Genomic DNA, 15,777 nt, shown 5'->3' with positions numbered 1-15,777 from the left:
AAAAAATCAGGCTACAACTATTAGCAACACATCCGCAATTAGCAAAATACTTTGAGAGCACAGTTAAAAAATGTGCTTCTTCCTGCTCATCCTCTTGCAATAGTTGCGACGCACAAACAGTTAATAATCGCCAGATAGATGTAAAGCCAATTCACTTCATTCACAGATCATGACTTATCGATCTGCAAAGTGAGGATTTAATATTAATTAACCTATAGCCTGTCTCTCTAAGCTGTTGTATGCTTTTGTCCGATTACCGGAATGCAATTCTGGCTTATAGACAACACTCAAGGTCGCCATAGAACATGCTTAGCTACGTTTACGACAAAACAGAAAAGGGACGCGAAGAGATAGCAACCAGAAAGCATCAGCTTGCCAATAGGCTTCGCACCTTATTAGTAATGGTGGACGGAAAGCAAAATGCAATACAGCTACTTAACAAGCTTGCTTCGATTGGCCTGAATGAAACAAATTTCAGAGAGCTGATTAATCTGGAATTAATTACTGCTGTTACGCCCCCTGAAGCCCCCCCAAAAAAAGCAACGACTGACAATGAGATGTTGACTGTGGCGCCAGATATCGACATAGGCAATCCATTAAACAACTTAGATCTCGCTGAAGAGGAAATTGAGAAGTTGCGGACGGAGCAGTTTCAACTGCTCTATCATTTCTACAATGAAACAATCAAGAGCAACCTCGGTTTGAGGGGTTTTACTTTACAACTAAAAGTAGAACGGACGAAGAATATTGACGATCTGAAAGCACTAAGGCAACCATATCTCGAAGCAGTTTTAAAGTCAAAAGGTCGGGAAATTGCTCGAGGCTTAAGAGACAAACTTGATCTCTTATTTTACGAAAGTGACAAAGCACGATACGATAGTTTAACAAGAATTACGACATTGGATGACGAATAGGCATTGTTGACAAAATAAAACCCGGATCTCTCCGGGTTTTATCGTTTTCAAGACAGTTATTATTCAATGCCTTGGCTAGTCAGGTATTCTTCGTAGCTACCACGGAAATCAATAATTTCATTTTCTTTGATTTCCAGAATACGATTTGCCAAAGACGAAACAAACTCGCGGTCATGTGAAACAAATACGAGCGTACCAGCGTATTTCTCTAACGCGATATTCAAGGACTCAATTGATTCCATATCCATGTGATTTGTTGGCTCGTCAAGCAACAACACGTTATGGCGGCCTAGCATCAACTTGCCGTACATCATCCGCCCCTTCTCACCACCCGACAGAACTTTAACTGATTTCTTGACGTCATCACCGCCAAATAGCAAACGGCCAAGAATCGAGCGCACGGCTTGATCATCATCACCCTCTTGGGTCCATTGACCAATCCAGTCCGTCAAATTCTTATCGACGGCAAACTCCTCAGTAGGATCCTGCGGCATGTAACCGGCGTTCGCGTTCTCCGCCCATTTCACATTGCCTTTATCAGCACTCAAGCCAGCGATGTCCGCACCGCCAATGCAGCGCAACAGGGTTGTTTTGCCGATACCGTTAGAACCAATGATCGCAATGCGCTCTCCCGCCTCAACCATCAATTCAACGTTCTTGAATAGAGTGCGATCGTAGGACTTGGAGATACCCTGAACTTCGACAGCAAGGCGGTGTAATTTCTTTTCACCATCGAAACGAACAAATGGATTCTGGCGGCTAGACGGCTTAAAATCTTCGATCTTAATTTTTTCAATTTGCTTAGCACGAGATGTCGCCTGACGCGCTTTTGATTTATTCGCTGAGAAGCGACGAACAAAATCTTGTAATTCAGCGACTTTCTCTTTCGCTTTAGCATTATTTGCTAATTGCTGCGCACGAGCTTGCGACGACGCGAGCATATAATCATCATAATTGCCTGGGTAGATTTTTAGCGTACCGTAATCCATATCAGCCATATGCGTGCAAACCTGATTGAGGAAATGGCGATCATGGGAAATAATAATCATTGTGGAATTACGCTGATTAAGCACATCTTCCAGCCAACGAATAGTATTAATGTCAAGGTTATTGGTCGGTTCGTCGAGCAATAAAATGTCTGGGTTAGAGAACAGTGCCTGCGCCAGCAATACCCGCAGTTTCCAGCCAGGTGCCACTGCGCTCATTGTGCCTTGATGCTGCTCGGTAGGAATGCCCACGCCCAGCAACAACTCACCCGCGCGCGCCTCAGCAGTATAGCCATCGTATTCAGCAAATTTAGCCTCAAGATCGGCGGCCTTCATATAATCGTCGTCCGTCGCCTCTGGATTTGCGTAGATCGCATCACGCTCAGCCATTGCCGCCCACATTTCAGTGTGCCCCATCATAACAACGTCCAAGACACGCATATCTTCGAACGCAAACTGATCCTGACGCAACTTACCCAGACGCTCGTTCTGGTCCAGCATGACTGTACCTGAGGACTGGTCAAGATCGCCACCCAGGATTTTCATAAAAGTGGATTTACCACAACCATTGGCACCGATCAGGCCATAGCGGTTGCCTTCGCCAAATTTGACGGAAATATTCTCAAACAGCGGCTTAGGGCCGAACTGCATCGTGATGTTAGCGGTTGATAGCACAGAAAACCTTTTGCGATAATGATATGAATTAACCTTACATTATAACATCGCATCCAGCTAAAACTTTGACGCCCAAAGGCAACTAAGTAAATTTAGATCGCTCTCGCATGGTCAACATTAATGCAATAGGGATAATAAAAATATACTTTTAGTTAAAACCACCATTGAAAGCATCCTATTGATAGTGCTAACTTTTTTCTTGCTCATTAAAAAAGCGATGTTTACCCGTCTTTTTTCGTTGCGCCCGATAGATACCCGTATCGCCAGAGAATAGATAACTCATGACACAGGCCACCGCAGCAAACACCGCTACATCAGCACCAAAAAGCTCTATTGCCATAAAAGTCGAGGCGATTGGGGTATTTGCCGCACCTGCAAACACGGCGACAAATCCTAATCCAGCAAGAAATGCAAAAGGTAAATTCAACATCGCTGCTAAGGCATTACCTAAAGTTGCGCCGATATAAAAAAGAGGCGTCACCTCCCCTCCCTTAAAACCCGAACCCAGAGACGCAATAGTAAATATGGCCTTCCAAACAAAATCATCACTTTGCACTGGATGCAAGAACGCCTCAACAATCCCCGGAATTCCAAGGCCAATGTAGCGCTCAGCCCCTAACGCATAAACTGCGGCCGCAATTACTACCCCACCCAAAAGTGGTCGGAATGGTGCGTAGCGTACTTTGACCTTCATCCACGCACTCAAGCGGTGCGTAGCGCCAGCAAATACGCGGCCAGCGAGACCGAAAACTGCCCCAGCCAGAATAATTACCAGAAAAATCGAAAACGAAAATGCAGGAATCACACCAATATGATAAGTGGTATGGTGAACACCTAGTAACAGCCCCACCCTGTCTGCAACAATCGCCGCCACAAGACACGGCAGAAGCGAATCAAAGCGTAAACGCCCAACGGACAAAACCTCAAGCCCAAAGATTGCCCCTGCCAAAGGAGTGCCAAATACCGAAGCGAAACCAGCACTGATGCCTGCCATTAATAAAATTCGTCGGTCTTGTCGTTTTAATTTAAAGAGATGGGTAAGTTGATCCGCTAAAGCCCCGCCCATTTGGACCGCTGTTCCTTCACGTCCAACGGAGGCGCCGAAAAGGTGTGAAATAAGGGTTCCTGCCAGCACCAAAGGCGCCATGCGCAACGGAATGACCTTTTGAGGGTCATGAATTTCGTCGATTAGCAAATTATTTCCTGCCTCGACACGCGCACCAAAACGGAGATATAGCCATCCGACAAAAAAACCAGCCAGCGGAAGCAGTAAAATCAATTCTTGATGCGCGATACGTGTTGTCGTTACCCATTCAAGTGCAAATAAAAAAAATGCAGATGCTGTACCCGCGAGTAATGCAACAATCGCAGCGAGAGGCAGCCATTTAATTAAATACATCACCAGTAGATGGCGATCGACATCTTCTGAATTTTCCATTTACACCCAATCAGCAATGGCACATATTAGCGCGACATAATGTGAAATTTAACGAAGAACAGAGCCTAACTTTACGGCAACTGACAGCAGTAACGCCAACTCATTTCCAATAAAGACATTTTTTGCGAAAGCTTCTGAGTCGACAATACCAACTAGCTCGCCATCATCAGAAAATAACGGCAAACAGGCTTCCGATTGCACTTTAGGATCACAGGTGTAATATTCCCCACCAGCAGACAAATAGAGGCCAACATCATTAATAATCCGCGCCTTACCGGATAGGCCAACAGTGCTGTTATTGCTCATCGCAGCAAACGCTTGCGTCAAAGGAAACTCTGCGCGAGATGGTGCACCGTAATAAGCCAACTTAACGAGGACTGTGTCACCCGCTTGGTTAATACGCTTCTGGTACACACCAAACCATTGGCTACCGCTGGATTTTTGGTAAAAATCAACAATCGCAGTAACCTGCTTCAGAAGCTTGGCGTTGAATTCGGACATCCCACCCAATATCGCCGTTAAATCATAGGGTTGTTCTGATAGTTGATCAAACAACGAGCAAGATCCGCCTTCACCCAACTCTGGCACTTGATATTGCCATTTAATCTCAGCATGAGAATTATCATTCATCGTAGAAAGTTCACGCTGATAATCTTCAATCACTGAAAAAAAATTGCTTGGCAAATCAACAAGCTCAACGCCACTCAGAGAAATATACTGGTCAATTAACATAAAACATCCGACTATAAAAATGCCAACGAGTTTAGCAGAACCACGGTACGCCGTCAGGCAAAAGCAACCAAGTTCGGTGAGAGATAATGACGTGCTGCTACCTGCCTACATTCCTTTCAATAATGCTGAGGTCTACGATCACGTGCGGAAACACGGCTGAAATAAAAAACGCAGCTCAGAGACTGAGCTGCGTTAAAACGAACGGTGAAATGCTTGGGTGAATCAGTTGAAGGTTTTTCCTTCTTCTGCCAATTTTGCCAGGAGTGGCGCAGGCTTCCACGCATCTCCATGACGACCCTTGGCATATTTAGCCATTGCCATGACCACGTTAGGCAAGCCAACAGTGTCCGCATAGAACATTGGACCACCTGTATGAAGTGGAAAACCGTAGCCCGTCAGATAAACCATATCGATATCTGATGCACGAGTTGCAATGCCTTCTTCTAGAATATAAGCAGCTTCATTCACCAACGCATAGATGAGGCGCTCGACAATTTCCTGGTCAGAAATTTTTCGGCGTTCAATACCCAGATCGGCAGAATGCTTAACGATCATGTCATTGACGATAGCTGATGGATATGCTTTGCGATCGCCTGGTTTATAGTCATACCAGCCAGCGCCTGTTTTTTGACCGAAACGCCCCAACTCGCACAACAGATCTGCAGTTTTGGAGTAGGTAATATGTGGTTTTTCTACGTAACGACGTTTACGGATATACCAGCCAATATCATTCCCTGCCAAATCACCCATACGGAATGGTCCCATCGCAAAGCCAAGTTTTTCAACAGCTTTATCGACTTGCTCAGGAGTGCAACCTTCTTCCAACAAGAAACCAGCCTGACGACTGTACTGTTCAATCATGCGATTACCAATGAAGCCGTCGCAAACACCAGAGACAACACCTGTCTTTTTGATCTTCTTGGAAATACCCAACACTGTTGCGAGAACATCGTTCGCCGTCTTTTTGCCACGTACGATCTCTAACAGCTTCATCACATTAGCTGGACTAAAGAAATGTGTTCCGACGACATCTTGTGGACGTTTTGTGAAGTCTGCAATTTGATCAACGTCTAAGGTAGATGTATTGGAGGCTAGAATTGCACCAGGCTTCATGACTTCATCAAGCTTTTTGAAAACTTGCTCCTTCACACCCATGTCTTCAAATACAGCCTCAATAACTAAATCTGCCTGTCCGATTTCTTCATAAGACAATGTGCCAGTGATTAACGACACGCGCTGCTCAAATTTTTCTTGCGTCAGTTTGCCTTTTTTGAAGGTATTTTCGTAATTTTTACGAATTGTCGCCAGACCTTTGTCTAACGCTTCCTGTTTCATTTCCAGAATTTTGACAGGGATACCCGCATTAGCAAAGTTCATCGCAATTCCGCCGCCCATCGTACCAGCACCGATCACAGCAACTAACTTGACTGGGCGTACTGGCGTATCGTCAGGTACATCCGGTAATTTGCTTGCTGCACGCTCACCAAAAAAAGCGTGACGCAGTGCTTTGGATTCGGTTGACTGAACCAGCTCAAGGAACAACTCGCGCTCAATTTTCATGCCGTCATCGAATTTCTTCGTCACCGAAGCGGCAACAGCCTCAACGCATTTTAACGGCGCTGGGAACGGTCCAGACATAGCGCGTACTGTGTTACGTGAGAATTGCAAAAAGGCTTCGTAGTTCGGATAATCAATCTTGATGTCACGCACTTTTGGTAATGGACGTACGCTAGCTACTTTATTTGCAAAAGCTGTCGCCGCTTGCATCAAATCACCTTCAGCGATCTCGTTAAACAAGGCTGTCTTTGCCAGTTTCTCGGACGCAATTGGCGTTCCTGATACGATCATATTGAGCGCCAACTCGAGGCCAACGACTCGAGGTAAGCGCTGGGTACCGCCAGCGCCAGGCAAAATACCCAATTTAACTTCTGGCAATGCGATTTGCGCTCCAGCGCTCGCAACGCGGTAGTGACAGCCAAGCGCCAACTCAAGTCCACCGCCCATGCAAACGCTATGAATCGCAGCGATCACCGGCTTTTCTGAGGACTCAATGACATTGATCACAGTATGTAAGCTAGGCTCAGCGAAGGCTTTCGGTGAGTTAAATTCTTTAATATCAGCACCACCAGAGAAAGCTTTCCCTGCACCAGTAATGATAATAGCGGTAATGGCACTGTCGTTTAACGCCAGCTTCATGCCTTCAACAATGGCATGTCTGGTGGCAAAACCTAATCCATTGACCGGTGGATTATTTAGGGTAATGAAAGCTATATTACCCTCTGCTTTGTATTCTGCGCTCATGTCTCTTCCTAAGGTTTGATTACGATTGAACTACTTAGTTAGTTTATTCACTGATCGGTGTCAGATCATTACGTTGCATTGTGTGTAGCTGCGTATTGTCATAGCAATCACGACGAGGTGGAGTTTCCACATCAAGTTTTACTATAACCTAAAAATAGTACGATCGTATTATTTTATTTGAAAAAAGTGGGTAAATAATGAAAACTTACCCAACAATGTCGCTGAAAGCGATCACCATGTAGCTTTGCCATTGATAAACATCGCAAGCTGAATTAGCCTTACGACGTTCTCCTTAGACAAAAAATGGACTATACCTCCAGCCATTCCTGCCGTATTTTAGTATTGGCCATCAATTCCTCTGGTGTGCCTTCAAAAACAATGCTGCCATGCCCCATCACGTAGACCCGCTGCGAGATTTGCAAAGCAATCGCCAGTTTTTGCTCTACCAACAGCACGGAAATACCCCTCCGGCGTAATTCTTCCAAATAATCCGCCACCAATTGCACGATCATTGGCGCCAAACCTTCTGTCGGCTCATCAATCATGATCAGATCAGGGTCGCCCATCAGCGTTCGGCACAGGGTTAGCATCTGCTGCTCGCCGCCCGACATCACACCAGCCATGGTATTGCGACGTTCTCTCAGGCGTGGAAACATCTGATACATATCATCAATTGACCAACGTGAAGGCAAAGACTTGTCGCGCCCAGACTTTTCCCCTAAGAGCAGATTTTGCTCAACAGTTAGCGTCGGGAAGATATCGCGATTCTCTGGAACATAACCAATCCCTTTATACGCCACTTGATAAGCTTTCAAGCCGGCGATCTGTTCAGACTTAAATCGGATTGAACCTTGTGTCTGCACCTGCCCCATGATCGCCTTAACGGTCGTAGAGCGACCAACACCGTTGCGCCCCAGCAAACTGACAATTTCTTTATCATGTACTTGCAGGTTGACGCCATGCAAAACATGACTCTTACCATAAAAGGCATGCAAATCCTGGACATCGAGAAGGATAGTCATGCTGCATTCTCCACCGGTGCATGCCCACCGAGATAGGCATCTTTTACCGCTTGGTTGTGACGAATATTCTGAGGAGTATCACAAGCGATCACCTCTCCGTACACCACAACGGCGATTTTATCTGCCAATCCAAACACCACACTCATATCATGTTCCACCATTAGTAAGGTCTTGTTGACCGTCATTTTCCGAATCAACTCAACCGCTGCGTCAGACTCTGAGCGACTCATCCCCGCAGTAGGTTCGTCTAACAAAATTACTTCGGCGCCACCTGCTACCGTAATACCGATTTCCAGCGCACGCTGTTCGGCATAAGTGAGCAAACCAGCAGTTACATCCCTCCGTGCGTAGAGCCCGATCTCTTCCATAATTGCCAAGGCTCTTTCGTGCACATCCTTAAGACCATTGAGTCGATGCCAGAAAGAATATTGGTAGCCAAGCGACCATAAGACTGCACAACGCAGGTTTTCGTAGACACTAAGACGGTGAAAGATATTCGTAATCTGGAAGCTACGAGACAACCCCCGACGATTAATTTCATAGGGTTGCAGCCCTCTAATACTCGCATCATTAAGTAAAATATCTCCGGAACTAATGCCAAATCGGCCAGAAATCAAATTAAACAACGTAGATTTACCAGCGCCATTTGGACCGATGATGGCGACTCGCTCACCTTTTGTTACTTGCAAATTCGCGCCACGAATAATCTCTGCTGAACCGAAGCTTTTACGGACATCTTTTAATTCAAGCGAAAACTGACTCATTCGTATCCCTTTAAAATGGCTGACTCGATCTCAGAGACTGCGCTGTTCCATACAGACGTAAAAGCAGCCCTAGACACAGAAAAAATTCCAATTCCTGCAAGGCAAAGTGCGCCCGCAATGAGCCACGAACTATTGGCCAGACAATTAAACGCTATACCAAAGAGAGTGACCTCTGGCCCTTGATCCAAACCGAGAGAGCGTCGATAAAGCATTTCAATCGATAACACCAATCCTGAAAAAATGAGCAAACCAGATAAAATCATTTTCCAGAGCGAAGGCCAAATCTGGCGCAGCTTTCCAAACTTAACCATACGATAGTTAGCCACCCAAATACCTGCTAATCCACCTGGCGCATACATCACGATCAGAATAAAAAATATCCCCAGATATAATTGCCACGCTTTAGTAAAGTCCGACAACATCACGGTCAGAAATACGCCAACGACTGCGCCGATCAACGGGCCAAAAAAGTACCCAATACCGCCAATAAAACTAAAGAGCAGAACCGCACCGGAACGTATCGCACTGACATTTTCAGCCGTAACGATTTCAAAATTGATCGCCGATAATCCACCAGCGATACCAGCGAAAAATGCCGACAAAATTAGCGTCAGATAGCGTACCCATTGGGTGTCGTAACCAATAAACTCTGCCCGTTCAGGATTATCTCTGACCGCATTAATCATCCGACCCAGTGGCGTATGCGTAAAAGCAAACATCGCAATGGTGCAAATGAACAACCAGAATGCAATCAGATAATAGACTTCTATCTGCGGCCCATAGGTAATCCCAAAGAATGCCTTACCGATAACACGATTAGTCGAAATACCACCCTCACCCCCAAAGAATTTAGGGAACATCAACGATGATGCAAACACCAACTCAACCATACCAAGCGTAATCATGGAAAAAGTGGTGCCGGATTTTTTTGTCGTCACATAACCAAAAAGAACGCCAAAAAACATACCTGCTATTCCGCCAACCAGTGGAATCAGGGTTACTGGAATAGAAAAGCTTCCATCAGCAGCGAGGTTCATCGCATGAATGGCAAAAAATGCACCTAAGCCTGAATATACTGCATGGCCAAAAGAAAGCATCCCTCCCTGTCCTAGCAGCATATTGAACGACAGCCCAAAAATCATCAATGTGCCTATCTGCGATAGCAAGGATAAGGACGCGCCCTGATGAAAAATTTTTGGAGCAATGATCAGCAAAACAGCAAACGCTGACCAAGTTACCCATCTGCTCGCAGATGATCGGTTTACAATTTGATTGGTTTTCATTCCTTATCCCTCCCTCGTTCCTAACAAGCCACGCGGTCTGAATATCAGAATCAATACCAGCAAGAAATACGGCATCACGGGGGCAATTTGTGAAATAGTTAAACTAAACAACGCGTAAAGCGGAGAACTGACATTCATTACAACACCAACCATCTGTAAAACAGTCGATAAAGAATAGTCCAACGCAACTGCAAACGTCTGCAAAATGCCAATCAGCAGCGAAGCCACAAATGCGCCTGCTAGCGAACCCATCCCGCCAACAACGACCACAACAAAGATAATGCTTCCTAGTGTTGCCGCCATGCCGGGTTCCGTCACAAAGGCATTGCCGCCTACGACACCAGCAAGGCCGGCTAACGCACAACCACCACCAAACACAAGCATAAAGACCCGTGGGACATTGTGACCCAGTGCTTCTACAGCATCTGGGTGAGTCAGTGCTGCCTGAATAATCAGTCCTATTCTTGTTTTGGTCAGCAAGAGGTAGATTGAAATCAGCATTGCTACTGCCACCAACATAATAAATCCGCGATAGATGGGGAATGTCGTGGTGTAGAGCGTGAATAGGGGCCCATCGAGACTCGCGGGAATTGGATAAGGAATGCTTGCCCTGCCCCAAATCAACTGGACAACTTCAACAATCACATACGAAAGTCCAAAGGTAAATAGCAGTTCGGGAATATGCCCATATTTATGAACGGTCCTGAGTCCATAGCGCTCCACTAACGCTCCAAGGACACCAACCAGCAAGGGTGCCGCAACGAGCGCAGTCCAAAATCCGAAATGAGCACTCAGCATGGCTGCAAAGTAGGCACCGATCATATAAAAACTGGCATGCGCAAAGTTAAGCACACCCATCATGCTAAAGATCAGCGTCAGACCAGAAGAGAGCATGAATAATAACAAACCATAGCTCACACCATTGAGCAAGGTAATCAGTGTAAATTCCAAAATGAATATTCCTTTTTTGTCAGGACATTTGCGTCAGTTTCCTGGCAATGTGCACGCTACACTTTATGTTCATGCTGCCGAAAATAGACTTACTAGAAACAAAACTTTCGCAAACGCCCTATGAAGAAAACAAATGCACGACCGTACTAATTTTAAAAATAAAAAAGAGCAGCATCTGAACCGATCAGAGCCACTCTTTGAAAAATTATCCAGGTCTCTTCATTTGGCAAGACGAAGGTTGAGATGCAACGTAAGAATCAATCTTCACGTCCGTTCTCCAACCCAAGCCCGTATTTTCCTGATCAAACAACACATCTTTACCATTTGTTTTAACCCAGGTAGCGATGTATAGCGGTTGCTGCAACTGGTGATCCATTTTACGCATGCTCACGTCACCATTGAGGCTCTTAAAGTTAGCACCTTCGAGTGCAAAAGCAACTTTGACCGGATCCACTGATTTCGTTTGCTTTACCGCCTGTGCCATCGCAGTCAAAATGGAATAAGTTGCCATGGAATAATAATCGTCCTTGTACTTGGTCTTAAATCCCTGAACGATATCTTTACCAACAAACCCTTCGTTATTGGTATTCCAATAGGCGACGTATTTCACTTTATCCATACCCGCAGCGCCCATGGCTGTTGGTACACCAGTCGTTGATCCGTAATAGGTGAAGAAGTTCGCCTTCAGATCTGCATCTTTAGCTGCCTTGATGAGCAAAGCTAAATCAGCGCCCCAGTTACCGGTGATAACAGTATCTGCGCCAGACGCCTTAATCTTTGCTATATACGGAGAAAAATCTTTTACCTGGCCAATCGGATGCAAGTCATCCCCGACGATCTGAATATCAGGCCGCTTTCTGCCAAGATATTCTTTAGCTGCTCTTGTGACCTGGTGACCAAATGAGTAATTTTGACCAATGATGTAGACTTTTTTGATATTTTTATCGTTTGCAAGATAGCTGGTCAGTGCTTCCATCTTCATGTCTGAATTGGCATCAAACCTGAAGTGCCAGAAGCTACACTTGCTATTGGTCATATCTGGATCGACTGCAGCATGATTCAAAAATACGATTTCTTTTCCAGGATTGCGCTCATTGTATTTATTGACCGCATCCAATAATGCAAGCCCCACCCCTGAACCATTGCCTTGTGTAATATAACGGTACCCCTTATCAATAACTGCTTTCAAGACATTCAGTGACTCCTGAGGGCTGCCTTTATTATCAAACCCATCGACTTCAAAGGTATTGTTGCCTGCCCATTTCTCGGCGTTGGCTTTGGCTGCGATGAATTGAAACGAGTTCAGAATATTTTGTCCAACTGGCGCAAATGGACCAGATAAAGGATCAATGTAAGCAATTTTGATAGTCTCTGCCCCAGCAAGCGGAGCAACGATAGTAAAGGCGACTGCAACGACGGATGCACGTAGTGGGAATTTCATTTGTCTCTCTCCAATTATTTTTTTGTGGAAATCTGTACTTACCCTACCGAACTACTTGAAACCTAAAATGATGCTGACCTGTTGGAATAACTTTTTTTTTGAATTTCTGACTGGTCCTTCGCATTGAATGTCTGAAAAAATGGCGCCAGAAAAAACGTGTCTGACTGGGGCCGCTCTCATTACATGTGCAACGAAACTGCTTATGCCGTTGGTAACTGATGATCTTTAAACTGATCTCTTAATTTATTTTTTAAAATTTTTCCAGTGGCACCAACCGGCAACGCCTCGATAAAGACGATGTCATCAGGCGTCCACCATTTGGCAACTCTACCCTCAAAATACGCAAGAAGCTCCTCTTTTGACACCTCAGCACCTGGCTTTTTGACGACTAACAACAGTGGACGCTCATCCCATTTAGGATGGAATACACCAATACAAGCTGCTTGTAATACGGCTGGGTGGGATACGGCTACATTTTCAAGATCTATCGAACCGATCCACTCGCCGCCGGACTTAATCACATCCTTGCTGCGGTCAGTAATCTGCATATACCCATCAGTATCAATCGTCGCAACGTCACCAGTTGGGAACCAGCCATCTTGAAGCACATCACCACCTTCAGCTTTGTAATACGAGGCAATGATCCATGGCCCCTTCACTAACAAATTACCATAAGTCTTCCCATCCCATGGCAACTCATTGCCAGCATCATCGACAATTTTCATGTCGACGCCGTAAAGTACATGGCCCTGCTTTGCCAGGATTACTTCTTTCTCATCTTCACTCAGGTCACTGTGCCGAGATAGCAGCGTACTAGCGGTACCTAGCGGCGACATTTCTGTCATGCCCCACGCATGGACGACTTCAACGCCGTAGGTCCGGCGCAGGGTACGCATCATTGCTGGTGGACAGGCTGAACCACCAATCACAGTGCGTTTAAAACTGGAAAATTTCAAATTGTTTTGTGCCACATAAGTCAGTAGACCCAACCAGACCGTTGGAACACCTGCGGAGAATGTCACCTTTTCTTGCTCAAACAATTCATAGAGTGACTTACCATCAAGATGAGGACCAGGAAAAACTAATTTCGCGCCGGTCAATGGAGCAGAATATGGCAACCCCCATGCGTTCACATGAAACATTGGCACAACCGGCAAGATAGAATCACGAGCAGAAACATTCAGACCATCAGGCAATGCAGAAGCATAAGAATGCAAGATCGTTGAACGATGAGAATACAGCGCACCTTTAGGATGACCTGTTGTGCCGGAGGTGTAGCACAAACTGGAAGCGGCGTTCTCGTCAAACTCAGGCCAGACAAATTCGTCAGAATTCTCTGCAATTAAATCTTCATAGCACCAAAGATTCTTTATACCACTGTCAGATGGCAAACGATCATGGTCACACATCATAATAAACGCCTTGACGTTCGGACAATGAGGAGCAATCGCCTGAATGATGGGCAAGAAGGTGATATCAAAGAACAGATATTGATCGTCAGCGTGATTGACAATGTACTCAATCTGCTCTGGATGTAGACGAGGATTGACTGTATGCAGCACGGCGCCAGAACCTGAGACAGCATAATATATTTCCAAGTGGCGATAGCCGTTCCAAGCAAGCGTTGCAATTCTGTCGCCCAGCTTGATTTCTAATTTTTTTAATGCATTCGCTAAACGTTTTGCGCGTCGATGACATTCTGAATAGTTATACCGATGTATATCACCTTCAACACGACGAGATACAATTTCATTTTTGCCAAAATAGCGATCTGCATGTTCAATAATGCTGGAGATCAGCATAGGTTTGTTCATCATCTGACCTAACACCGGACTCATTGCATAACCTGACATGTGCGCTCCTTAAATATTTACTTGAAGAAATGATTTACTTGTGTTGCTCTATAGCCAACCCAACCGCTAAATTAGAGTAGTTAGTCGATTTTTGTACGACCGTTCTAATTCGTCAATCACTATTTCTACCGCGACGCATCATTTACACTGCAAATTTCAACTATTAACTAACAATTCGTAGGTAATTCAAGGATCTTCAATCTGCTGCGTTGCGCAAAAAACATTAAAGAAAGTTCTCTTATTTGTCACACACGAACAAAATAAAGGTAAAAAATAAGGGCCAAACGATATTGATTACGTTTGGCCCTTATGTTGTGCATCTGATATTAATGATGCAAATAAACAAAACTATTTATACACGTTTAGGTCTTAAATTAGTGCCTGCACCAGTCACTGGTGCACCAGATTCAAGAATAAAGTTCGCATCTTTATCTGTTCCGAGTGCGGCGACGAGATACGGCATTACCTCTTTCAAGGTCGCCATCAACGTCCATGGTGGATTTAAAATAAACATACCACTGCTACACAAACCAAATCCATCCGGCGTCGGACCACTGATCGACAAAGTTACATTCAACCAATCTTTGCTCGGGAGACGTTTTAGCTTCTCAGGTAATTGTCGTGATTCTTGTCGATTTAATACCGGATACCAAACCGCATACGTTCCTGTCGGGAAACGTTTAAGAGCGTCCTCAAGAGCGACTTTCACACGACGGTAATCATCTTTGACTTCATATGGTGGATCAATCAAGACCAACCCACGGCGCGATGGTGGCGGCAAAAGTGCTTTCAGACTCTCAAAACCATCAGCATCAGAAATGATGACTCTTTTACCACGTACGGTAGGACGTTGCCCCTGCTCCGCCGCATGTGCATCCAACTTCCTGAAGTTTTCACTCAGAATTTTAATTTCACTTGAATGCAACTCAAACAAGCGTAAGCGATCCTGGTCCCGCATTATTTTATCTGCACAGTAAGGCGAACCTGGGTAATAACGCATCTTACCGCTTGGATTCAACGCTTTGACCAAATCGAGATATTCCGCAAGCGCGGGAGGCAGATCCTTTTTATCCCACAAAGGTGCAATACCCGTTTCAAATTCAGCATTTTTACTTGCATAGCCACTATCAAGCGAATACAAGCCTGCACCCGAGTGCGTGTCCACGTAAGTGTATGCAGCATCTTTTTGATTCATGTACTGCAACAACTGAATTAGCACAAAGTGTTTGAGCACGTCGGCGTGATTGCCGGCATGGAAGCCATGGCGATAGCTGAGCATGATGAAATTCCTATAAAAATGAAAGGCAACTTGCCATCGCAAGTTGCCAAAATAATGGTAAAGATCCATAGAGAGCATCAGGCACAACTGTGGAACAGGATGGCAGGCTTCTTGCCTCGCTGTCTTCACATAATAATA

Annotated in this window: 12 protein-coding genes; 1 reads left to right on the top strand and 11 read right to left on the bottom strand. The window is 45.1% G+C overall.

From position 1 onward, the window contains the following. Positions 1 to 305: 305 nt before the first annotated feature. Positions 306 to 914: a hypothetical protein gene (locus ACO0KV_RS04110; RefSeq protein ID WP_423040172.1), complete on the top strand. Its 609-nt coding sequence runs from the start codon at positions 306 to 308 to the stop codon at positions 912 to 914. A gap of 59 nt (positions 915 to 973) precedes the next feature. On the opposite strand, the gene ACO0KV_RS04105 is transcribed toward ACO0KV_RS04110, so the two are convergent. The 11 genes from ACO0KV_RS04105 to ACO0KV_RS04055 all read right to left on the bottom strand — a co-directional run bounded on the left by ACO0KV_RS04105 (position 974) and on the right by ACO0KV_RS04055 (position 15,639). Beyond that, complete coding sequence (locus ACO0KV_RS04105; RefSeq protein ID WP_423040170.1) at positions 974 to 2,575, bottom strand: ABC-F family ATPase; 1,602 nt, start codon at positions 2,573 to 2,575, stop codon at positions 974 to 976. Positions 2,576 to 2,762: 187 nt separating this feature from the next. Beyond that, positions 2,763 to 4,013, bottom strand: a complete 1,251-nt coding sequence (locus ACO0KV_RS04100; RefSeq protein WP_423040168.1) for a voltage-gated chloride channel family protein — start codon at positions 4,011 to 4,013, stop codon at positions 2,763 to 2,765. Positions 4,014 to 4,061: 48 nt separating this feature from the next. Further along, on the bottom strand, positions 4,062 to 4,745 hold the full coding sequence (locus ACO0KV_RS04095; RefSeq protein ID WP_423040166.1) for a GAF domain-containing protein: 684 nt from the start codon (positions 4,743 to 4,745) through the stop codon (positions 4,062 to 4,064). Between the two features lie 222 nt (positions 4,746 to 4,967). Continuing rightward, positions 4,968 to 7,046 (bottom strand): 3-hydroxyacyl-CoA dehydrogenase NAD-binding domain-containing protein, encoded by a 2,079-nt coding sequence (locus ACO0KV_RS04090; protein WP_423040164.1) that lies wholly within the window; start codon positions 7,044 to 7,046, stop codon positions 4,968 to 4,970. A gap of 308 nt (positions 7,047 to 7,354) precedes the next feature. Beyond that, positions 7,355 to 8,068 carry an ABC transporter ATP-binding protein gene (locus ACO0KV_RS04085; protein ID WP_423040163.1) on the bottom strand — a complete coding sequence of 238 codons (714 nt, stop codon included), beginning with the start codon at positions 8,066 to 8,068 and terminating at the stop codon, positions 7,355 to 7,357. Continuing rightward, positions 8,065 to 8,832: an ABC transporter ATP-binding protein gene (locus ACO0KV_RS04080; protein WP_423040162.1), complete on the bottom strand. Its 768-nt coding sequence runs from the start codon at positions 8,830 to 8,832 to the stop codon at positions 8,065 to 8,067. The genes ACO0KV_RS04085 and ACO0KV_RS04080 overlap by 4 nt, the downstream gene beginning before the upstream one ends. Next, entirely contained in the window at positions 8,829 to 10,115 is a 1,287-nt protein-coding gene (locus ACO0KV_RS04075; protein ID WP_423040160.1) for a branched-chain amino acid ABC transporter permease, read from the bottom strand. The genes ACO0KV_RS04080 and ACO0KV_RS04075 overlap by 4 nt, the downstream gene beginning before the upstream one ends. A gap of 3 nt (positions 10,116 to 10,118) precedes the next feature. Next, positions 10,119 to 11,066 (bottom strand): branched-chain amino acid ABC transporter permease, encoded by a 948-nt coding sequence (locus ACO0KV_RS04070; RefSeq protein WP_423040158.1) that lies wholly within the window; start codon positions 11,064 to 11,066, stop codon positions 10,119 to 10,121. A gap of 205 nt (positions 11,067 to 11,271) precedes the next feature. Beyond that, positions 11,272 to 12,507: a branched-chain amino acid ABC transporter substrate-binding protein gene (locus tag ACO0KV_RS04065; protein ID WP_423040156.1), complete on the bottom strand. Its 1,236-nt coding sequence runs from the start codon at positions 12,505 to 12,507 to the stop codon at positions 11,272 to 11,274. 200 nt (positions 12,508 to 12,707) lie between these two features. Beyond that, entirely contained in the window at positions 12,708 to 14,360 is a 1,653-nt protein-coding gene (locus ACO0KV_RS04060) for a 3-(methylthio)propionyl-CoA ligase (protein ID WP_423040154.1), read from the bottom strand. Positions 14,361 to 14,712: 352 nt separating this feature from the next. Further along, a complete protein-coding gene (locus tag ACO0KV_RS04055) occupies positions 14,713 to 15,639 on the bottom strand; it encodes a 23S rRNA (adenine(2030)-N(6))-methyltransferase RlmJ (RefSeq protein ID WP_423040152.1) in 927 nt (308 codons plus the stop codon). Between the last annotated feature and the right edge of the window lie 138 nt (positions 15,640 to 15,777).

The organism is Undibacterium sp. RuRC25W (assembly GCF_049339825.1).
Classification (GTDB): domain Bacteria; phylum Pseudomonadota; class Gammaproteobacteria; order Burkholderiales; family Burkholderiaceae_D; genus Undibacterium.
The sequence above is the reverse complement of the archived record's forward strand: the minus strand, read 5'-3'. Positions and strand labels throughout refer to the sequence as shown.